We start from the raw sequence: 20,382 nt of genomic DNA, 5'->3' as shown, positions 1-20,382 counted from the left end.
TATTTCGGCCAGATGGGCGTGGTCGCGGTGATGGCCCACGAATACGGCCACGCCGTCCAACAACAAGCCCGCCTGGTCACCGACGGCACACCGGTTCTGGTGGCCGAGCAACAGGCCGACTGCCTGGCCGGGGTGTACCTACGCTGGGTGGCCGCGGGTAAATCACCACGGTTCGAGTTGAGCACCTCCGACGGGCTCAACCACGTTCTGGCCGGGCTCATCTACATCCGCGATCCCCTGATGACGCGATTGGATGCGACCCTGACCGGCAATGAGCACGGTTCGGCGCTCGACCGGGTCAGCGCATTCCAGATCGGCTTCAGCGGCAATGTCGACCAGTGCGCAGCCATGGACTCCGACGAGATCACGAAGCGCCGCGGCGACCTGCCCAAGTTCCTCGACCTCTTCAGCGGTACACACAGTGGCGACAGCACCATCACCGCCGACCTGCTGGAGACGACGATGCAATCCCTGCGGCGCATCTACGCCCCGGCCGATCCGCCGAGCCTGAGCATCGAACCCGCCGCGTGCCCCGATGCCGGACCATCCCCGCCGGCGTCGTACTGCCCGGCGACCAACACGATCGTCGTGGATCTGGACGGAATGAAGGCCTTGGGCGAGAGCAGGACCGAGAACGACGAGCGCGAGCTTCTACAAGGTGACAACTCTGCGATCTCCGTGCTGACGTCGCGGTATGCACTGGCGGTGCAACACGAGAAAGGCCTGACCCTCGACACCCCGGTGGCAGCCATGCGCACCGGCTGCCTGACCGGCGTCGGCCAGGCCAGAATGGCCGAACCCAACCAGCCGATCACCCTGTCGGCCGGGGACACCGACGAGGCGATCAGTGGTCTGCTGACCAACGGGCTGGCGGCCAGCGACGTCAACGGCAGGGTGCTGCCCGCCGGTTTCACCCGGATCCTGGCCTACCGCTCTGGCCTTCAGGGCGATGACGCGCAGTGCTACCAACGGTTTCCGTGAGCCATGAGCCCAGTTGAGGAGAGCCGATGAGCGGTCCCGAGCAGCCGTGGTGGGTGCGCCCGGGTGGCGCGCCACCGCCGGGCACAGGTCCGGCCCGTCCGGCATGGACGCCGCCGGGGCCTCCGCCGCAGCCGGTCCGGCGCACCCAGGTACCACCGCCTCGCCGCGTCCCGCAGCCACCTGCCCGTCCGCCGGCGCCACCGCAACCGCGCACGGTCGACCGGCGTGTGCTCGTCGGCGCCGTCGCGGTGGTGACCGTCGCGGTGATCGGGGTCGGGCTGTGGGCATGGAATGGCTCCGAAGGCAACGGCACCCGGCTCGATGTCCGCCAGGCCGAGGCCGGCGTGGCCGAGATCCTGTCCGATCCGATCAACGGCTACGGCGCGAACCGCGTCGCGGCCGTCGCGTGCAACAACGGCGACAATCCGGTGGTGCGGACGGGTGCGACGTTCGAGTGTGCGGTGGAGATCAACGACACGCTGCGTAGGGTGATCGTCGAGTTCACCGACGACGAGGGCACGTACGCCGTGGACGGTCCGCGATAGCAGTCCAGCCGGTGCGATCAAGATCACATTGACCCACGGCAGTGAGAACTGTCATGCCACTCCGGTTCCATGGTTACTTAGCACCACTATTAGAGTCTGTGCTATGGGTCGGGATGCCTTGCGTAACACTGTCGTTGAGTCCAGCATTGAGGACTACGTCAACGCCGACGGCACCATCATGGTGCCTGACGGTGTCACACTGACGTCATTCCTCGATCGCAACCGGGCGAGGTTCGGCGATGCACCGTCCTACCGCTTCGTGGACTATTCGTCGGATCCCGACGGGCGCATGATCGAACTCAGCTGGAACGGCCTGTGGTCACAGGTGTGCTCGGTAGGCGCCCGACTACAGCAGGTGACCTCCCCCGGCGACCGGGTGGCGATCCTCGCCCCACAGGGCGTCGACTACGTCTCGGCATTCTTCGCCGCCGTCCACGCGGGCAACATCGCGGTGCCGTTGTTCGCGCCGAGCCTTGCCGGCCACGCCGAACGGCTGGCCGCCGTGCTGGGCGACGCCAAACCCACGGTGGTGTTGACGACCACCGCGGCATCGGAGTCGGTGCGCAGTTTCCTGCGGACGCTGCCCGCCGCCGATCGCCCACGCATGATCGCCGTCGACGCCGTTCCCGATTCTCTTGCTCCGATGTTCACCGAGGTGCCACGCGGCACCGACGACATTGCCTACCTGCAGTACACGTCGGGATCGACACGCATCCCGGCCGGGGTGGAAATCACCCATCGCAACGTGTGCACCAACGTGATGCAGATGATTTTGGCCGGCGACCTCGAAATGGGGATTCGGGGCGTGAGTTGGCTGCCGCTGTATCACGACATGGGCCTGATCATGATCATGTTCCCGGCTCTGTGCGGCAATCACATCACCCTGATGGACCCGATGGCGTTCGTGCGCCGGCCCTACCGCTGGATCAAGCGCCTCGCCGAGGAGTCCGCGACCGGGCCGACGCTGGCGGCCGCACCCAACTTCGCCTTCGAGTTGTGCGCGCAACGCGGTCTGCCGCCGAAGGGCGAATCGATCGACTTGAGCAACGTCGTCACGCTGCTCAACGGATCCGAACCCGTGACCATGTCCTCGATCGAGGAATTCACCACGGCGTTCGCCCCCTATGGATTGCCTGCCACAACCGTCAAACCGTCTTATGGCATGGCCGAGGCAACGCTGTCGGTGGCCAGCATCGCGCCGAACGAGACCGCCAGCGTCATCTATCTGGATCGCGAGAAGCTCAATGCCGGCCAGGCCGTGATCGTCGAGGCGAACGCCGACGGCGCGGTGGCGCATGTGTCATGCGGCCGCGCGATCCCGAATCAATGGGTCGTGATCGCCGGCCCCGACGGCGACGAGCTAGCCGACAGCATGGTCGGGGAGATCTGGCTGCACGGCAACAACGTCGGCCGTGGCTACTTCGGCCGTCCTGACGAATCCCAACGGGTCTTCGGCAACAAACTGCAGACCCGCCTCGAATCGGGCAGCCACGCCGACGGGGTGGGAGACGACGGATTGTGGTTGGCCACCGGCGATCTCGGCGTCTACGTCAACGGCCATCTGTATGTGATCGGCCGGATCAAAGACATGATCATCATCGACGGCCGAAACCACTACCCCACCGACATCGAGGCGACCGTCAGCCTGTCGTCCCGCGCGGTGCGCTCCGGCTACGTTGCCGCGTTCTCGGTGCCCGGTGACCGCGGTGAGGAACTGGTGGTCGTGGCCGAACGGGCAGCCGGCGCCGGCCGCGCCGAGCCCGGGCCGATCGTCGACGCCATCCGCTCGGCAGTGTCGCGCCACCACCAGGTGCGCGTCGCGGACGTGCGCATGGTTGCCGCCGGCGTCATCCCCCGCACGACGAGCGGCAAACTGGCGCGAAATGCGTGCCGTGCTGAGTATTTGAGTGGGAAGTTCGACAAGTAGGGGTTGGTTCGCGGGCCGGGTCGGTTTTGGCCCGGCTTTGCACGGCTTTTGCGCCGAGCGTGACGCCATGGTTGTTCTGCGCGAAGTTCAACAGCCATAGCGTCTATCTCGATGGTTGAGCCCGGCAGATTAAGCCGTGGAGATTGACACGAGAACTGTGCTGAGGGGGTTTGGCTGACGCGCCGGGACGTCAGCGCCCGGTTGGACATACAACGCTCCGGCGGACTTGGCATCCTCAACCCATTCGCCGGTATCGTCCAGCGCTCAACCGCCTGGCATCGGTCGAAAACCCCGCGGTCATACCAGGCGGCCAAGACTGAGGAATCGGGTGCGGCAGTGACCTCCGAGACTTTCGAACTCACTGGACAGTTCGACGTGTCCCTGTACACGCCACTTCTGCTGGCGTGAAGCTGAACGAGGAACTCGTTGACCGTACTCGGAGGCGCGGAAAAGGCTGCTTCGATCGCCCGACTTTGAGCACCCCAACTTGCTTGGCGATCAATCGCTTTGGTCGGTACAAACGATTGTGGCAGTGGTATCGAGAGCTCCGCGTCGACCTGTTGTTTGGCATCCGTCAGCGCCACGTCCTTCGCCACCATCTTGCCGTCACCGGTACATCCTGTGAGCAGAATTGCGATCACAGCAACCACGCCTGCGAAGATTCGTGCGCCACGCACCGCTACTGCACCGTGCCTTGAGTCTGTTGCACACTGCCTGATCCGCCACGTCCAAGGGTCTGCAACGGGTCACCACGTCGGCCCGGCTGTAAGGGTGCCACCCGCCACACCATACGTTCCATACAGAAGACGACGGTCTACCTGCTGAGGCTCCCGAGGCAGCGGTGAACCTACTGGTGGTATCCGCAGAGCTCAGCTAAAAGACGCGCCTCGACCCTTCCCGCCGTTTGTCGCCCGGGTCATATATACAGTCCTGTTCAAGTCTTTACGGCAGCAAGGGGCAGTGCATTGATCACGGGCGAGTTGAAGAGCAAGGTCGATCGGGTCTGGGATGCGTTCTGGTCCGGCGGCATCTCCAATCCCTTGGAGGTGATCGAGCAGATCACCTACCTGCTGTTCATCCGCCGCCTCGATGACCTGGAGATTCTCGCCGAGAAGAAGGCCCGGGTGACCGGCAAGCCCGAGGGGCTGCGGTTCGGACCCGACCAGCAGGGTTTGCGGTGGTCGCAGTTCAAGAACTCCGAGCCCGCGGTGATGTTCACGACGGTCGGTGACAAGGTGTTCCCGTTCCTGCGGGAACTCGGTGGCGACGGGTCGACGTACTCCGAGCACATGCGGGACGCTCGGTTCACCATCCCGACGCCGGCGCTGCTGTCCAAGGTCGTCGACATGCTCGACGACATCCCGATGGCCGACCGCGACACCAACGGCGACCTGTACGAGTACCTGCTGTCCAAGATCGCCAGCGCCGGGGTGAACGGACAGTTCCGCACCCCGCGCCACATCATCGAGCTGATGGTGAAGATGACCGCACCTGGTCCTGCTGACGAGATCTGCGACCCGGCCTGCGGCACTGCCGGCTTCCTGGTCGCGGCGTCGGAGTACGTGCGCGATACGCACGAATCAGTGCTGACGGATGCCGCCCAGCGGAAACACTTCCACAACAGCATGTTCCATGGCTACGACTTCGACTCGACCATGCTGCGCATCGGTTCGATGAATATGCTGATGCACGGCATCGAATCGCCCGACATCCGCTATCGGGACTCCCTGTCCGAGGGCGCCAGCGAGGACACCGAGAAATACACCCTGATCCTCGCCAATCCCCCGTTCGCCGGGTCACTCGACTACGAGTCAACGTCCAAAGATCTGCAGCGGGTCGTCAAGACAAAGAAGACCGAGCTGCTGTTTGTGGCACTCTTCTTGAAGCTGCTCAAGCCCGGCGGTCGGGCTGCGGTCATCGTTCCCGACGGCGTGCTCTTCGGATCATCCAAGGCGCACAAGGAACTTCGACGAATCCTGGTCGAAGATCAGAAGCTCGATGGCATCGTGAAACTGCCCTCGGGTGTGTTCCGGCCGTATGCCGGGGTGTCGACGGCGATCTTGCTCTTCACCAAGACGAACTCCGGCGGCACCGACAACGTGTGGTTCTACGACGTCACGGCCGACGGGTTCTCGTTGGATGATAAGCGCAATCCGGTTGAGGCGAATGATCTTCAGGATGCGTTGTCACGGTGGGCCTTACGCGGGTCCTCGGAGCTAGAACGGCCCCGCACCGAGCAGTCGTTCTGTGTGCCGAAAGATGACATCGTCGCCCAGGGCTACGACCTGTCGTTGAACCGATACAAGGAGATCGTGCACGACGAGGTCGAACATCGGCCACCGCTGGAAATCATTGCTGAGATCGAGAAGCTCGAAGGTGAAATCACTGCTGGGCTGGCCGAGTTGAAGGCGATGCTGTCGTGAAGTGGCCGACCGTCACGCTCGGCGAAATCTGTGAATTCAAGTACGGGAAGGCGCTGCCAGCCGCAATCCGGGACGGAGGTGAGTACCCGGTCTTTGGCTCCAATGGAATTGTGGGGTACCACTCGTCGTCCATCACGAACAGCCCATGCATAATCATCGGCCGCAAGGGCTCGTTCGGCGAGGTGCACTACTCCTCGACCACATGCTGGCCTATCGATACGACGTACTACGTCGACAGCGACTCCACAGAGGCCGATCTGCAATGGCTCAGGTACAGGCTCAGCGCGCTAGGACTCACTGAACTTAACCGTGCAGCGGCGATTCCCGGACTCAACCGTGAGGACGCATATCGACTACGTCTGGCGCTACCGCCACTCGACGAGCAGCGCCGTATCGCTGCGATACTCGATCGCGCATATGAGCTCTTCACCAAGCGGCGGGCGGTGTTAAGACACCTCGACGATCTCTCGACTTCGATGTTCCACCACGCGTTCAGTACACCAAGTGCTGATTGGCCGACAACGACAGTCGGAGACTGTGCCGAGGTCCTGACAGGCTACGCATTTCCCAGCAAGCAATTCGCCAGGTCCGGAATTCGCCTGTGCAGGGGCGCAAATGTTTTTCCAGACCGCCTCGACTGGCAGGATGTGCGCTACTGGCCCGAGGAAGAAGTGACTACTGTAGACAGATACTTATTGAATTCCGGAGACATTATCCTTGCCTTGGATCGTCCTTGGATATCGACAGGTTTCAAGCTGGCCAGAGTCCAAGAAGCAGATCTCCCTAGCCTCCTCGTGCAGCGCGTCGCTCGAATAAGAGCCAAGGACAACGTATCTCAAGAGTTTCTTTATGGGATTCTAGGCAGCCAAAGCTTCCGGTCCCATTGCAGTCCGACCGAGACAACAATCCCCCATATATCTCCTATCGAACTGCGGGAGTTTGTCTTCCGAATACCTACCGTGGACGTCCAACGCAAGTATGAGGCACGTATCACACACTGGTCTCGCCACTATAAGCAAGCAAAGAAGCTGCTCGGAGTTTCCAACGAGCTCTTCGCTTCTCTCCAATCTCGCGCATTCCGAGGAGAACTCTGATGCCGTTCGCTGTCATTGACTTTGAGACAACAGGTTTGGTCCCTGAACGCACCGATCGCGTCGTCGAGGTTGGCGTCGTTCTCACCGACGACGAAGGGCGCATCGAGCACGAGTGGACAACTCTCGTCAATCCTCGCCGCGACGTCGGGGCCGCCCACATCCACGGCATTCCGGCCGGCGACGTTCTGGATGCGCCCGACTTTGCCGACATCAGCGACTACCTGCTCGAAATGCTCAGCGGGCGAGTACTTGTCGCGCACAACGCCTCATTCGATATGCGCTTCCTGCACCGCGAAATGCAGTTGGCGCGGTATGAGCTGCCCAGCCGTCCCACCGCGTTGTGCTCGATGAAGTGGGCCCGCCGCATGATCGGTGCGGTCAAACTCGCCCACTGCTGCGAAGCGCTGGATATCTCACTTTCCCATGCCCATTCGGCGCTGGGCGATGCGCACGCGACCGCCGAGCTTCTATCCCATTTGCTCCCCAGCTGCTGCGGTTTTCCGGAATGGCTCGAGGATATCGCCCACTGCTCGTCCTACACTTGGCCGACCTCGTTCGGCCGTGCTGCACACGCGGTGGTCGTCCATCGCGGGCAGGCAGTCGCGGATCCCCACGCGTGGCTACGCTCTGTTCTTCGTGCGGCATGGATTCCAGCCACAGCCGAAGACGAGGCGAGTTACATGGTGATGTTGGACAACGCGCTGCTTGATCGCTCAATCTCGCGCAGCGAAGGCCGCCAACTGCTCGAAACCGCCGAGGCCGCAGGACTTTCCCGAGGAACGGTAACCCGGCTGCACCAGGACTATCTACGCGCAGTCGCCGTCGAAGCGCTTGCCGACGGGATCGTGACCGATTTCGAGCGCGCAGAGCTTGAGTCCGTCGCTCTCGCGCTTGGCTTCGGTGCACCCTACGTCGATGAAGCCTTGGAATGGGCGGCGTCCGCCGAAGCTTCCAGTAGACAGGAATCCAGCAAAGGTCCGGTCTTGCAACCGGGTGATCGGGTGGTGTTCACCGGAGAGATGAATCGCGGTCGCGACGAGTGGGTTTCCGCCATCACCGCGGCCGGATTGGCGTCGGGCGGGATCACCAAGTCGACCCGGCTCTTGGTGGCTGCTGATCCGGACTCGCAGAGCGGCAAGGCGGCCAAGGCGCGCCAGTACGGCATCCCGGTTGTGGGCGAAGAAGCATTTGAACAGATCTTTGCGAAGTATCAAGCTTCGGTTTGACCAGCACTGGCTAGCAGTGAAGGCGCAACTGCGCCAGAACTTTTCACCCAAGGCCCCACAGAATAAGGAACTAGAGATGGCGACAGACTCCGACGTTGTGGCACTCATCAACAAGCAGGACGACCGCCTTGCAATTTGGCACGTCGTTATCGATCCGAGTTGGCCGATGAGCCGGCTGTGCGGTGCATGGGTCGACATGGTGGCCCCGGCACTGTATGTGCAACGGTACCTTCTGCCATTCGGGAATCATCTTCCCGAGGATCTGACAGATATCGCCGCTTCAAGCGCAGGCATGTTCGACCCGAACGGTACTCGGGATGCGATCGCGGCCGCCATCGAAAAACTCGATGCGCGGCACAAGAATTCACCAACCAAGGCCGGGAAACCCCGGGCAGCGATTTCATGGCCGCGTATACCTGGCTTCCTCGACTGGTCGGAGCTTCCCGCACCTCCTCGTGGGGTCGCCGACGATCCATTGACCAGCACGACGATCGCCGTTGCGAATTGGATCGCCCGGTTGGCTGATGTCTGGTCAAGTGTGGAGACTGTTCGCCTCTCACGCGACTATCTCGCCGACGGCGACATTGCTCCCAAGCCGATGCCGGTCGTACTGAGAACTTGAGACGGTCACGCTGATCCGGGATTCTAGAGACGGAATCCCGAGCCCAAGCTACCCGTCAGATATCAGGCGGGTCGGCAGAATCACCAACGTTCGCCAGAATCGCTTCCACAGCGACTGCAAGTGGATCAAGGTCGTTGACGATGACGTCTTCGACTACAGAAGCGTCAATGTTGAAGTACTCGTGTACGAGGAAGTTGCGCATCGCAGCGATCTGGCGCCAAGGGATCTCCGACCGCTGTGTGGTGGCCCATTCAGGCAAGGAGTTCACCGCTTCTCCGATGACGCCGATCTCACGAAGCACTGCGGAAAGCGCCATATCCGCGTGCGGGCCCACTAGCGACCGGCGGTACTCGTAGACCTTGCCGATCGCCGTCTGGATGTCACGGAGGCGGTCCCGCACAGACCGGCTCACAACGCGATGGCCTGCCGACGTGCCGCCTCAGACACCCCATCCTTGAGCAGTTCTTCATAGGCCACGTCGACTTGCGAATGCAAAAGCTCTTCGAGTTCCAGGCGAATGCCCGAAAGTCGCGACAATTGGCTGCCCAATCCTGGTCCCGACAAATCAATGAGAATGTCGATGTCGCTGTCGGGCCCAGCTGTCCCGCGTGCCACCGAGCCAAACAATCGCGGATTGCTCGCACCATACCTGTCGAGGACATCGTGAATTTCGGCGCTGTGGCTCCTGAGCAATTCACGTGCCCGCTTACTGTAGGTGCTGGTCACGGGGCAATTCTACGCGAAAGACCAGCGGAGAACATATCGCTTGAGCCTTCAGATGCGTTCGCTTGCGAAATCGCAGGCGATGAGCGCGTAGGCGAGTCCCTCGTGGTTTTCCAAACATGTCGGTCCCCCATGCGACGCTATGCGGCTCTCGAATGAACCGACAGAGGAGGAGCCGGAGATGACCGGGCTTCAGCAGCAGAACTTCCGAGTGAACCTCGGCGGCGTGATCGCGTTGCTCAGCAAGAACCTGTATTCGAGTCCCGGCGTCTATGTGCGGGAACTGATTCAGAACGCGATGGATGCCATCGTCGCTCGTGACGCCCTCGGCGGTGCTCCCGCCCCGCGCATCATCTCGATCTCGCCGTACGGCGTCGCCTCGCCGGACTCCCCCGCCGACGAGTTCATGCTCACCGATGCCGGCATCGGTGTCAGCCCAGAACAGGTCGAGCAGTTCCTGGCGACGGTCGGCGCAAGCTCCAAAGGCGACGAGCTGCAGCGGAGCCGTCGCACATACATCGGTCAGTTCGGCATCGGCCTGCTGAGCTGCTTTCTCATCGCTGACGAGATCACCGTCGTTTCCCGCAGCGCCACCGGCGGCGAGCCGATCGAATGGATAGGCAGGAGCGACGGTACCTACACCATCCGAACCGTCACCGACACCGTCGAGGTGGGCACGACGGTGCGGCTGCGCCCCCGCCCCGACATGATCGGATGGGCCCGCGCCGAGCAGGTGCGCCCCCTGGTGCAGAAGTACGCCGAATTCCTTCCGGTGGAGATCAACCTGCTGACAAGCCAAGGCCCGAAGGGTCTTTCGCGGGATTACCCATGGGCCGACGATTTCGGCGCCCACCGGTCCACCGTGTTGCAAGGTGTTTCACCGGTCTATGGCGGTATGGGTGTGGGCCCCCAGTTCGACGCCGTCGAGATCGCCGACGATGGCCTGGGCCTGCATGGGGTGGTGTACATCGGTGCCGCGTCGGCGAGGTCGAAAACCGCACGCAACCGCGTCTACGTCAACGACATGCTCGTCGACGACGACGCCACTGCACTGATGCCCGCGTGGGCCTTCTTCGCCTCGGCGGTAGTCAACTCGACCACGCTGGAACCGACCGCCAGCCGCGAGGCCGTGATGGACAACTCGGCGCTGACTGCGACACGGCGCAAGCTCGGGCAGGCCGCGCTGAGATGGCTGCGGGCCCTTGCCGACACGGACCCGGAGCGGTTTGGCGAGTTCGTCGCCGACAACGCACTGGCACTGCGATCCGCAGCGACGCAAGGTGCCGATGCCGAGAATCTGGAGTTGGCCGAAGTCGTGCTCCCGATGCTCACCATGCAGACGACCGAGGGGCACATGCGGCTGGCCGACGTGGTCACCCGAAACCCCAATGTTCTTTTTGCGTCGTCGGTCAAGGAGTTTCGCACCATCGCGAGTTTCAATCCGGGTGGGCGGATCGTGGTGAACGCCGGCCACGCCCTCGATCAAGAGGTCCTGCTCATGCTGCCGCAGGTGATGGCCGGTGTGACCGTCACGCGTGCGTACGCGGCCTCCGAAATCGCTGGACTGGCGGCACCGTCGGTCGACAGCGAAACTGACGTCCTGGCGTTGGAACAGCGTGGGAGTCAGGTGCTTTCGGAGTTGGATTGCCGGGTAGTGGTGCGCCAGTTCCCGTCGACCGATCTGCCGGGCGTGTACATCGGTCGCGGGCAGATCGACGTGGCATCACCGGGGTGCGGGGACATACAGCACCTCGTGCTGAATTGGGACAACCGGGCGATACGCGCATTGACCCGCACGACCGACGATCTTGTGTTCAGTCGGCTCATGCAGTTGCTGTTCGTCCAGGCCCGGATGGCCGGCCAGTGCGACGGCCCCGAGGATCGGGCGCTGCTGTCGGAAGCGCTCGACGACATCATCCTGCTGGCCGCGGGTGTCGACGGTACCGAGGTCGCCCGATGAGCGAGTCGGCACTGACAGCCGACGCTGTCGAAGAGAGCGAACGGCTCGGCGACCGAGCGCTGTGCGCAGGAAACCTCGGCGAGGCAGTTGATCACTACGAGCAGGTCAACAAGCTGATCTTGCCGTTGGCGGATGTCGTCGTGGACGACCAAACTGCCGCCAGGTTCGTCGAGGTCCTCAACCGCACCAGGCTGAAATTGCTCGACATCCGGCGCCGCATGCAACCGCCGGACGTGCGAGTGGCGGAACTTCACGCCGCGGTAGACAAATCCACCGAATCCGGCAACATCGCCTACGCCTCCCAGGCCTGTATCGAACTCGGCGAGGTTCTCGAAGAACTGGACGATCGCGATGGCGCGGAATCGGCCTACCGACAGGCTGTGGCGCTTGCGCGCCTGGTCGACGCCGACATGCCCGAACTCATGCTGTGGGCTTTTCGCCCGTTGGTCGACTTCTTGGCCCCGTCAGAGGAATCGGTAGCTCTGGCCCAGGAAATGGCGGCCAATCTGATCGAGCGCGACGAGATGTACCACCCGATGCGTGCGGCCGACGCGGCCTTCTACTGGGCGGTCGCCGAATTGAAGTTCGCCGAAGCGACTCCGCACCGCGTGGATCACGCCATCGATGGCATCACCCGACGCGCAATCGAAATGCTCGACGAGATCTGCTTCCACGACAAGGGCCAAATACTGCAGCGGCTCGCGGCCGACGTCCTGGGCAGCGTCGGGCGCAACGTCGAAGCAGACCATTGGCGGGCCCAGGCTGACCAATACGAGGACTGGGAAATGTTCATGGAGCAGCAGATCCCCGGCCACGTGCATCTCTGGGACATCCGGTTCGACCTACCTGATCACGAATGACCGGAGGCTCAACCCGCGGCCCGGCCGACGACCAATGAACCCCAAGCTGGCCAATTTCGATTGCCGGCAGCTGATCAGTTTTCAGTTGCCGTTGGCGCACCATAGCCGGCAGGCAGGTATCAGCCCACGACGGTGATGCCAAAGTCGTTGGCCAACTCCATCACCCGTTCATAACCGTCACCAAAAAACAGCGGAAGTGGCGCTTGGTCCGGCTGCGGTCGAAGATGGTCAAACCTGCTGACACGGTCGCCCCAGAGCATCACGGCCATCGAGTCGTTGAACTGCCGTGACCGCCAAACCAATCCATGGAACCCCTCATCGTGTTCGTACAGCGCCCTGCCCCATTCTGCGGTGCGCGCGTAGTGGCGGGCGCCGGGTTCGATCAACTCGCCATGAGTGACCTGCAGTCGACGTAGGCCCGCACCATGCAATTCGACGAGTTTCAGCGGGATCGTCGGCACGATGGTCGAGAGCACCTGATGAATCAGGTTCTTGCGTTGGATACGTCGCCCGCCTCCGCGGATTGGTACGTCGTGGAAGACCGTCTCCGACAACGCCCCTTCGTCCCTGTCGGCGCCATAGATCGTCGGCACCACACCCGATCCACTACGTATGGGGCGGAACCGTCGAGAAACCTCAGTGCCATTGAATTCAGTGGCACCCATCTGAATACCGTGCACCCGCATGATCGGTTGACCCGCTGGCCACGTGTGCGCCCGCGGCGTCGGCAAGCGCCGCGGCACATCTGGCACCCGCACCGCGCTCTACGCTCCTAGCGCGTCGAACGTCTGTCCGGCGGCCGCGACGACATCGTCGGCCGCCCCCACCAGCAGATCGACAGGCCGACGGTCATCCAGCCAACCGGTCGCGGTAGTGAACCACAGTGCGGTCTCCCAGCCGTCCAACCCGTAGGGTTCGAACGCCTTTAGCACCCGCTGGATGACCGGCCTCGGATTCCCATCTGTGCCGAATTGGAACGCGGGATAGGCGCGGGTACCCATGTGCTCGACGGCAAAGATGCGCCCGTCGGCGAGCCAACGCGACGCTGTAGCAAACCGGTTGCGCGCGCGGGAGCCCGATAAGTCAGCGACCTGCTCACCACTGTAGAGGCCGAACTCGTCGATGAGTTCCTGCCGCGCATCGGCGTTCCGCTGCGCTTGCTGGGCAGCCTGTGCAGAGACCGTACGCCGGGTAAACATAGCGTTGACCAGGCGTTCGGTCTGAATCTTTTCGCTGGCGACGAGCTGCGCAAGCTGGGTGAGCTCCGCAGCCTTCCCAGCCTCCAAAGCAGCCAACATCACCACGTCGTTGGCACCGAACTTCATGCTTTTGATGTGGGGGCCGAGCTCGGCGAGCGCGATCTTTTGCTCATCGACAGCGAGCGATCGGTCATCGTCCCGCGTAGTGAGTCGAATGATATCGATTCGCTTACTCATGCCACTCATGCTACGTCCATTGACAGTTGTCAGTGCCCCACCGGCGGCGAGTCCTGAGAGACGTGCGCGTTGCTACCCCATTGCTACCCAAGTAGCATCAACGCATGAAGCTGAGTGTGAGTTTGTCTGAAGACGATGTCGCGGTACTCGATGCGTACGTTGAGCAATCCGGCCTCCCCTCGCGGTCGGCCGCCATCCAGCGCGCAGTCCAGATGCTGCGGTATCCCAACCTTGAGGACGACTACGACCAGGCCTGGGCCGAATGGGCGTCCAGCAGCGACGCCGACCCCTGGCGCAACACCACGGCTGACGGTATCGGTGATGCGGCGCGGTGAGATCTGGCAGGTAGACCTAGACCCTGCCCGCGGCAGCGAGGCAAACACGTCACGTCCAGCGGTCATCGTCAGCAACGATCGAGCAAATGCGACAGCCGAGCGACTAGGACGCGGAGTCGTGACGGTCGTGCCGGTGACCAGCAACGTCGACAGGATCTATCCGTTCCAGGTGTTCCTCGCTGCCCACGGCGGCCTCGGCGCCGATTCCAAAGCGCAGGCCGAGCAAGTCAGATCTGTTGCTGCAGAGCGGCTCCGGTACCGGCTCGGGCAGATTTCGGTGCGCGAGCTCCATGATCTCGATGAGGCTTTGAGGCTGCATCTCGCACTCTGACGTTCAGGTCACCTCAGCCCGCGGCCCACTTCTTCGCCGCATCGAGCTCACCGAGCCCAAAGACCTTGAGCTCACCCGGAATCATCCAGGCGAATGCGTGCATGGCGTGGGCGACCCAATCCATATCGGATACGACCGCGATCCGCTTGAACGCGGAGTGATGGCGAAACAGCGCGCCGAAGCCGAGCTTCAAATCCTCGACGAGCCCGCCGGGCCCGAATCCCTCGTAGTCCGGTGAGATCACCTCGACTATGCGAATCTCGCCGGAGTCCAGGAGTTCATCCATTCTCGGGCGGAACTCTCGCAGGTCATCACCGCGCACCCGTCCCGATACCTGGATTCCGAACACACCCTCGGGCATGTCCGGTAAGACATCGATCATCGGTTCTCCTCCCGTCGACTCCTCACCCAAGCCTGCCTCAGACGGCCGGGCCGGGAGGCGGTTCACACGCGATACCAGCCACTTCGCAGGATGCGCACGGACTTGTCGGGGTCGCGCGGTATACAAGCCGGTTCAATTCGAGCCAGGAGACCTGCAGCTGAGGTCCCACCAAAGGATGGTGGACATCCGTTGAATTACGGCCGAGCCAATAAACTCATCGGGCAGCTCATGGATCTCGGGTTCTCGCCGTCGTGGACGCGGACGCCTACAAGCGCCGTTTCTTCGCACCGCGAGTGCTGGATGTACTGACCGCAGGAGGCACGTCGTGACCAACTTCGCTTTCGTCGGCGCCGCCGACTGGCCCCAGATCCACGAGGACTGCGCCCGCGCCGAAAGCTACCTTGGCACTGATCCGCGCTCGGCCTGCATCTACAGCCGACGCGCGATCGAGCAACTCGTCGGCCTGATCTACGACATCCTCGACCTTCCGCTGCCGTACAAAAACGACCTGTCCGCCCGGATCAACGAACCGCCCTTTCGCGCGAAGGTTCCGCCGGCAATCGTGCAGAAGCTCAACCTGATCCGCAAAGCCGGGAACGCCGCCGCGCACGAACAGAAAGCGATCGCCCCGAACATCGCCTTGGCCGTCCTGCGCGAGCTGCACCACGTCATGGTGTGGGCGGTGTTCCACTACTCGGCCTACCCGAAGGCCGCGCCGCTCAAGCTGCCGTTCGACCCCAAACTGGCAGCCAAGGCCGCGCCCCTCACCCGCCAGGAAGCCGCCCAGCTCGCCGCGAAATTCAAAGCCCAGGACGAGGCGTACGCCAAGGCGCTGGCCGAGAAAGACGAGGTGGCCGCCGCGCATGAGGCCGAGATCGCCCGCCTGCGTGAGGAAATCAAACAGGCCCAGGCCGCCAACAAACAACCGGACGATCGCGACTACAACGAGGCACAGACCCGCGACACCTTCATCGACCTACTGCTCAACGAAGCCGGCTGGCCGCTCACGGAAGTCAAAGACCGCGAGTACGAGGTCACCGGTATGCCGACCGGCGGTGGACGCGGTTTCGTCGACTACGTGTTGTGGGGTGCCAACGGGCTGCCGCTCGCGGTGGTGGAAGCCAAGCGCACTCGGGAGAGCCCACACATCGGCCAGCAGCAGGCCAAGCTCTATGCCGATTGCCTGGAGACGATGACCGGTCAGCGCCCGGTCATCTTCTACACCAACGGGTATGAACACTGGATCTGGGACGACGCCGGCGGCTACCCGCCGCGGCCGATTCAGGGCTTCTACACCCACGACGAGCTGGAACTGATGATCCAGCGTCGCCAGACCCGCCAATCGCTCACCGACGCGGCCATCGACTCGGCGATCGTCGAACGGCACTACCAGCACCGCGCCATCCGTGCCATCGACGAGGCATTTACCGGTAAGCGCCGCGAAGCTCTGTTGGTGATGGCCACCGGCTCGGGCAAGACCCGGACCGTCATCGCCCTGGTGAAGCAGCTGATGGAAGCCAATTGGGCCAAACGGGTGCTGTTCCTGGCCGACCGCTCGGCACTGGTCACCCAGGCCGCGAACGCCTTCAAGACGCATCTGCCGGACGCCACCACGGTGAACCTGTTGACCGAGAAAACCACCGATGGGCGCGTCTACGTCAGCACCTACCCGACGATGATGAATCTCATCAACGACACCAGCTCAGGGACAAGAAAATTCGGGCCCGGATATTTCGACCTGGTGGTTATCGACGAGGCCCACCGTTCGGTCTACCAGAAGTACCGTGCCATCTTCGAGTGGTTCGACTCCCTGCTGGTCGGCCTGACCGCCACGCCGAAGGACGAGGTCGACCACAACACCTATCGACTGTTCCACCTTGAGGACGGCGTCCCGACCGACGCCTACGGTCTCGACGACGCGGTCAAGGAAGGGTTTCTGGTGCCGGCCGTCGGAATCTCGGGCGGCACAAAGTTTCTCGACCGGGGCATCCGCTACGCCGACCTGCCCGAGGAGGAGAAGGACGAATGGGAATCCCTGGATTGGGGCGATGACACCCCCGACGAGGTGACCTCCGAAGAGGTGAACAAGGTCCTGTTCAACGAGAGCACTGTCGACATGGTGCTCGCCGACCTCATGGCCAAGGGACATCGCGTCGCGGCCGGCGATCGGCTGGGCAAGACCATCATCTTTGCCAAGAACCGTGACCATGCAGAGTTCATTGCACGCCGCTTCGACATCCAATATCCGCATTTGGCCGGTCATTTCGCCCGCGTCATCACCCACGGCACGTCGCACGCACAATCGCTGATCGACGACTTCTCCATCGCCGACAAAGCACCCCACATCGCGATCTCGGTCGACATGCTCGACACCGGCATCGACGTGCCCGAGGTCGTCAACCTGGTGTTCTTCAAGCTGGTCCGCTCGAAAACCAAGTTCTGGCAGATGATCGGCCGCGGCACCCGACTGTGCCCAGATTTGTTCGGTCCGGGACAGCACAAGCAGAACTTCTACGTCTTCGACTACTGCGGCAACCTCGAATACTTCAGTCAAGATCTGCCAGGCTCACCGGGTTCGCTGCAGAAATCGTTGAACCAGAGGCTGTTCGAAACCCGTCTGGGGTTGATCACCGCGCTCGACAAACTTCAACCGCCGAAAGACCCCGATCCGGACGAGGGTCAGGGCACCGAGACCGACCGTGGCCTACGTGTCGACGTGGCATGGTCGCTGCACCGCATCGTGGCCGGCATGACGCTGGACAACTTCCTGGTGCGTCCACATCGCCGACTGGTGGAGCAGTACGCGCGGTGGGAACCGTGGGCGGGCACGCTGAGCACCGAGACCGCAGCCGACGTCGCCGAGTCCCTGGCCGGCCTACCGTCGACGCACAAAGACGAGGACGAAGACGCCAAACGGTTCGACATGCTGATCCTGCGTCGCCAACTCGCCCAACTCGAAGGTGACGCCATGGCCGCCGAGCGGCTGCGCGAAAAGATCCAGGACATTGCTTCCGGACTGCTGAACCAAACCACCATTCCCTCGATTGCCGCTCAGCAGGAGCTACTCGACGACGTGGCGGGCGACCAGTGGTGGGTCGACGTCACGTTGCCGATGCTCGAGCATGCGCGACGCAAACTGCGCGGGCTGCTTCGATTTCTGGAGAAGGCGAAGAAGGTCGTCGTCTACACCGACTTCGCCGACGAGCTCGGTGAGTCCACACTCGTCGACCTGCCGGGCATCACCCCCGGAACCAATTGGGAGCGTTTCGAACTCAAGGCGAAGGCCTACCTCAGACAGCATCAAGACCACGTCGCTCTGCAACGCCTGCGCCGCAACAAGGCACTCACCACCGCCGACCTTGCCGCCCTGGAGCAGATGCTCGTCGACAGCGGCACCGGCAGTGCCGATGACATCGCGCTGGCCAAGGAACAGGCGCACGGGCTGGGTTTGTTCATTCGCGGTTTGGTGGGCCTCGACCGTGAGGCCGCTGTCGACGCGTTCTCGGCATACCTGGACGGCGCGAAGTTCAGCGCCGACCAACTCCGGTTCATCAACCTGATCATCACGGAGCTCACCGCCACCGGCGTGGTCGAACCGGCCCGCCTGTACGAGTCTCCCTACATCGACCATGCACCAACCGGCCCCGACGATGTGTTCCCTGAGACAGACGTGGACAACATCGTCCAGATCCTCAACACCGTGAAGGGCAATGCCGTCCCCGTTGACGGAGTGGCCTGACGGGGTGGCCTGACATATCGCGCAGTGGTGCCGCACACTTTTGCGGTGACCATGCAGCAGCGTCTCGACAGATGGGAAGCCCGCGCCGAGTGGCCGCTGGCCTCGGTGGCAGCGGTGTTCCTGGCCGCCTACTCGATAGAGGTACTGGTCCAGCCGCACGGCCTCGCGGCCCGAGTCGTCGAGCTCGCGACCCTGCTCACGTGGGCCGTTTTCACCGCGGATTACGTGGCCAGGCTCTATCTGGCCGACAACCGCATGCACTGGTTCCGCACCCACCTCGTGGATCTGGCGATCGTGGTCTTGCCGCTGCTGCGACCCCTGCGGCTGCTGCGTCTCATCGTGTTGATCGGCGTCATCCAGAAAGCCGTCGGGCATGCCATCCGCGGCAAAGTCGTGCTGTACACGATCTCGGGCGCGGTCTTGCTGGTGTACGTCGCCTCACTGGCCGTGCTGCAGGCCGAGCGTGGCCAACCCGACGCCCACATCACCGACTTCGGCGATGCCATCTGGTGGGCGATCACCACCATCACCACCGTCGGCTACGGCGACATGTATCCCGTCACCACAACCGGCCGGGTGATCGCCGCACTGTTGATGATCGGCGGGATCAGCCTGGTCGGTTCGATCACCGCGACGATCGCCTCGTGGATCGTGCAGAGCGTGGCCGTCGACGACGCTGCCACCGCGGCCGTGACCGCGGCGCATATCAACGATCTGCGTGCGGAGATTGCGTCGCTACGGGAGGAATTGCGGCGGGTGCCGGTCACGGACGGTGTCGACGGCTCTGGAACCGACAACCGACCATGAAACCTGGTATCGCATGCGATATCAGCTTTGGAGATCGTGTGTGACTTGAGTGCGGGCGGTGGGACTCGAACCCACACGTTCTTTCGAACACGGGCACCTAAAGCCCGGGCGTCTGCCAAATTCCGCCACGCCCGCATGGCGCGTCCCGATCGTACAGCCAGCACCTTGATCGGATCTGTCGGAGGCCGAGAATACCTTGGACTCATCGGAGGTCGAGAGGGGCGCAATGTGCGGTCGGCAGACGAGTTCACAACCGTTCAGGCGCTCATCGCAGCCGGCTTGAATGACTGTGAAATCTCGCGGCAAACCGGAATTCCAAGAAAGACGGTTTGGCAATGGCGCTGCAAACCTGGAGTCCGACCACGGTCCACAACCGATGCCTTGGGGCGCTGCACCGTCCATGACTTCGCCGCACTCCCTGCGAAGGCGTATTGCTACCTCCTCGGTCTCTACCTCGGCGACGGATGCATTTCACGCCAGCCTCGTACCTGGCATCTGAGAATCACGCTGGACACGAAGTATCCAGGAATCATCGATGGCTGCCGCGAAGCCATCGACATACTCATGCCGGGACAGCGCGCCGCGCTCGTGCGTCGCAAGGACAAGTGCGTCGATGTCTCACTCTGTAGCAACCACTGGCCGTGCTTGTTTCCACAGCACGGCCCTGGCAAGAAGCACACCAGACCGATTCGGCTGGAGCCGTGGCAAGAAGCACTTGTCAGGAAGGCACCCGAAGATTTCGTGCGCGGCCTTATCCACAGCGACGGGTGTCGTGTCGTTGCCGATGACCGCGGAGTCAAGAGCATCCGTTATCACTTCTCGAACAGATCCGACGATATCCGCGACCTGTACTGCGCGGCGCTCGACCAGCTCGGTATCCCTTGGACGCGCCCCAGCCGGTACGACGTCGCGGTATACCGCAAGGCCGCCACCGCCCGCCTCGACGAGTTCATCGGCCCCAAGATCTAGTGCCGTGAGCTGGCCCGAAGCA

The 20,382-nt window shown here is 62.8% G+C and carries 19 protein-coding genes and 1 tRNA gene; 14 read left to right on the top strand and 6 right to left on the bottom strand.

Going from position 1 to position 20,382, the window contains the following annotated elements; genetic code table 11:
• From A5699_RS15505 to A5699_RS15470, 7 genes are all read left to right on the top strand, one after another.
• The coding region (locus tag A5699_RS15505) for a peptidase (protein WP_067770751.1) at positions 1-981 on the top strand (981 nt) is incomplete at its 5' end.
• Between the two features lie 26 nt (positions 982-1,007).
• Positions 1,008-1,526, top strand: a complete 519-nt coding sequence (locus A5699_RS29945; RefSeq protein ID WP_231965728.1) for a DUF4333 domain-containing protein — start codon at positions 1,008-1,010, stop codon at positions 1,524-1,526.
• A gap of 103 nt (positions 1,527-1,629) precedes the next feature.
• Entirely contained in the window at positions 1,630-3,453 is a 1,824-nt protein-coding gene (locus A5699_RS15495) for a fatty acyl-AMP ligase (RefSeq protein ID WP_067770745.1), read from the top strand.
• 965 nt (positions 3,454-4,418) lie between these two features.
• The gene (locus A5699_RS15485) at positions 4,419-5,876 is read left to right on the top strand and encodes a class I SAM-dependent DNA methyltransferase (protein ID WP_067770741.1); all 1,458 of its coding nucleotides are present in this window, start codon (positions 4,419-4,421) and stop codon (positions 5,874-5,876) included.
• A complete protein-coding gene (locus tag A5699_RS15480) occupies positions 5,873-6,970 on the top strand; it encodes a restriction endonuclease subunit S (protein ID WP_067770738.1) in 1,098 nt (365 codons plus the stop codon). Before A5699_RS15485 ends, A5699_RS15480 begins: the two co-directional genes overlap by 4 nt.
• Positions 6,970-8,196 (top strand): exonuclease domain-containing protein, encoded by a 1,227-nt coding sequence (locus A5699_RS15475; RefSeq protein WP_067770737.1) that lies wholly within the window; start codon positions 6,970-6,972, stop codon positions 8,194-8,196. Before A5699_RS15480 ends, A5699_RS15475 begins: the two co-directional genes overlap by 1 nt.
• 16 nt (positions 8,197-8,212) lie before the next feature.
• Positions 8,213-8,818 carry a hypothetical protein gene (locus A5699_RS15470; RefSeq protein WP_157561282.1) on the top strand — a complete coding sequence of 202 codons (606 nt, stop codon included), beginning with the start codon at positions 8,213-8,215 and terminating at the stop codon, positions 8,816-8,818.
• A 55-nt stretch (positions 8,819-8,873) separates the two neighbouring features.
• On the opposite strand, the gene A5699_RS15465 is transcribed toward A5699_RS15470, so the two are convergent.
• Together A5699_RS15465 and A5699_RS28580 are read right to left on the bottom strand one after the other, a co-directional pair.
• The gene (locus A5699_RS15465) at positions 8,874-9,218 is read right to left on the bottom strand and encodes a DUF86 domain-containing protein (protein WP_157561281.1); all 345 of its coding nucleotides are present in this window, start codon (positions 9,216-9,218) and stop codon (positions 8,874-8,876) included.
• A gap of 8 nt (positions 9,219-9,226) precedes the next feature.
• On the bottom strand, positions 9,227-9,544 hold the full coding sequence (locus tag A5699_RS28580; RefSeq protein ID WP_082957727.1) for a nucleotidyltransferase family protein: 318 nt from the start codon (positions 9,542-9,544) through the stop codon (positions 9,227-9,229).
• Positions 9,545-9,722: 178 nt separating this feature from the next.
• Here A5699_RS28580 and A5699_RS15460 point away from each other — a divergent pair, with 178 nt between their 5' ends.
• Complete coding sequence (locus A5699_RS15460; protein ID WP_197508299.1) at positions 9,723-11,501, top strand: HSP90 family protein; 1,779 nt, start codon at positions 9,723-9,725, stop codon at positions 11,499-11,501.
• Positions 11,498-12,361, top strand: coding sequence for a hypothetical protein (locus tag A5699_RS15455; protein WP_067770729.1), 864 nt, complete (start codon positions 11,498-11,500; stop codon positions 12,359-12,361). The genes A5699_RS15460 and A5699_RS15455 overlap by 4 nt, the downstream gene beginning before the upstream one ends.
• Positions 12,362-12,480: 119 nt before the next feature.
• On the opposite strand, the gene A5699_RS15450 is transcribed toward A5699_RS15455, so the two are convergent.
• Complete coding sequence (locus A5699_RS15450; protein ID WP_082957726.1) at positions 12,481-13,047, bottom strand: RES family NAD+ phosphorylase; 567 nt, start codon at positions 13,045-13,047, stop codon at positions 12,481-12,483.
• Between the two features lie 78 nt (positions 13,048-13,125).
• Positions 13,126-13,797, bottom strand: coding sequence for a hypothetical protein (locus A5699_RS15445; protein ID WP_067770726.1), 672 nt, complete (start codon positions 13,795-13,797; stop codon positions 13,126-13,128).
• 104 nt (positions 13,798-13,901) lie between these two features.
• Between A5699_RS15445 and A5699_RS15440 the strand changes: the two genes are divergently transcribed.
• Together A5699_RS15440 and A5699_RS15435 are read left to right on the top strand one after the other, a co-directional pair.
• Positions 13,902-14,132 carry a ribbon-helix-helix domain-containing protein gene (locus A5699_RS15440; protein WP_067770724.1) on the top strand — a complete coding sequence of 77 codons (231 nt, stop codon included), beginning with the start codon at positions 13,902-13,904 and terminating at the stop codon, positions 14,130-14,132.
• Positions 14,116-14,463 carry a type II toxin-antitoxin system PemK/MazF family toxin gene (locus tag A5699_RS15435; RefSeq protein ID WP_067770722.1) on the top strand — a complete coding sequence of 116 codons (348 nt, stop codon included), beginning with the start codon at positions 14,116-14,118 and terminating at the stop codon, positions 14,461-14,463. The genes A5699_RS15440 and A5699_RS15435 overlap by 17 nt, the downstream gene beginning before the upstream one ends.
• Before the next feature lie 13 nt (positions 14,464-14,476).
• On the opposite strand, the gene A5699_RS15430 is transcribed toward A5699_RS15435, so the two are convergent.
• Positions 14,477-14,845: an STAS/SEC14 domain-containing protein gene (locus A5699_RS15430; RefSeq protein ID WP_067770721.1), complete on the bottom strand. Its 369-nt coding sequence runs from the start codon at positions 14,843-14,845 to the stop codon at positions 14,477-14,479.
• A gap of 325 nt (positions 14,846-15,170) precedes the next feature.
• Here A5699_RS15430 and A5699_RS15425 point away from each other — a divergent pair, with 325 nt between their 5' ends.
• Both A5699_RS15425 and A5699_RS15420 read left to right on the top strand, forming a co-directional pair.
• Entirely contained in the window at positions 15,171-18,584 is a 3,414-nt protein-coding gene (locus tag A5699_RS15425; protein ID WP_067770719.1) for a DEAD/DEAH box helicase family protein, read from the top strand.
• Positions 18,585-18,635: 51 nt separating this feature from the next.
• Positions 18,636-19,391, top strand: coding sequence for a potassium channel family protein (locus A5699_RS15420; protein ID WP_067770747.1), 756 nt, complete (start codon positions 18,636-18,638; stop codon positions 19,389-19,391).
• A gap of 50 nt (positions 19,392-19,441) precedes the next feature.
• Here A5699_RS15420 and A5699_RS15415 read toward each other — a convergent pair.
• A tRNA-Leu gene (locus A5699_RS15415) sits at positions 19,442-19,526 on the bottom strand.
• Positions 19,527-19,619: 93 nt separating this feature from the next.
• Between A5699_RS15415 and A5699_RS15410 the strand changes: the two genes are divergently transcribed.
• Positions 19,620-20,360 (top strand): hypothetical protein, encoded by a 741-nt coding sequence (locus tag A5699_RS15410; protein ID WP_067770717.1) that lies wholly within the window; start codon positions 19,620-19,622, stop codon positions 20,358-20,360.
• Positions 20,361-20,382: the final 22 nt, after the last annotated feature.

Origin of the sequence: Mycobacterium sp. E802, assembly GCF_001666875.1 — a bacterium.
Classification (GTDB): Bacteria; Actinomycetota; Actinomycetes; order Mycobacteriales; family Mycobacteriaceae; genus Mycobacterium.
Note: the sequence above shows the minus strand (reverse complement) of the source record. Positions and strands in the feature narration are given on the sequence as shown.